1 protein-coding gene is annotated in these 231 nt (G+C 40.7%); it reads left to right on the top strand.

Annotated features, from left to right (window positions below):
- Positions 1-231 (top strand): substrate-binding domain-containing protein (locus AOA60_RS07520; protein WP_143522394.1); only part of this gene is annotated, 231 nt, incomplete at both ends.

The raw sequence follows: 231 nt of genomic DNA, 5'->3' as shown, positions 1-231 counted from the left end.
TCAGCAAAAAATGCTGATATTCCAGTATTAGCGTATGACCGAATGGTTAATAACGCTGATGTAGATGTGTACATGTCGTTTGATAACTTCCGCGTAGGACAAATGCAAGCGGAATATATAGTGGATCTCGTACCACAAGGTAAATATGTGTTAATTGGAGGATCTCCTACAGATAATAACGCCCACCTCTTCAGGGATGGACAAATGGATGTGCTTCAGCCATATATAGAC

It is taken from the genome of Pseudomonas sp. 2822-17 (assembly GCF_002742485.1).
Classification (GTDB): Bacteria; Pseudomonadota; Gammaproteobacteria; order Pseudomonadales; family Pseudomonadaceae; genus Aquipseudomonas; species Aquipseudomonas cyclaminis.
Note: the sequence above shows the minus strand (reverse complement) of the source record. Positions and strands in the feature narration are given on the sequence as shown.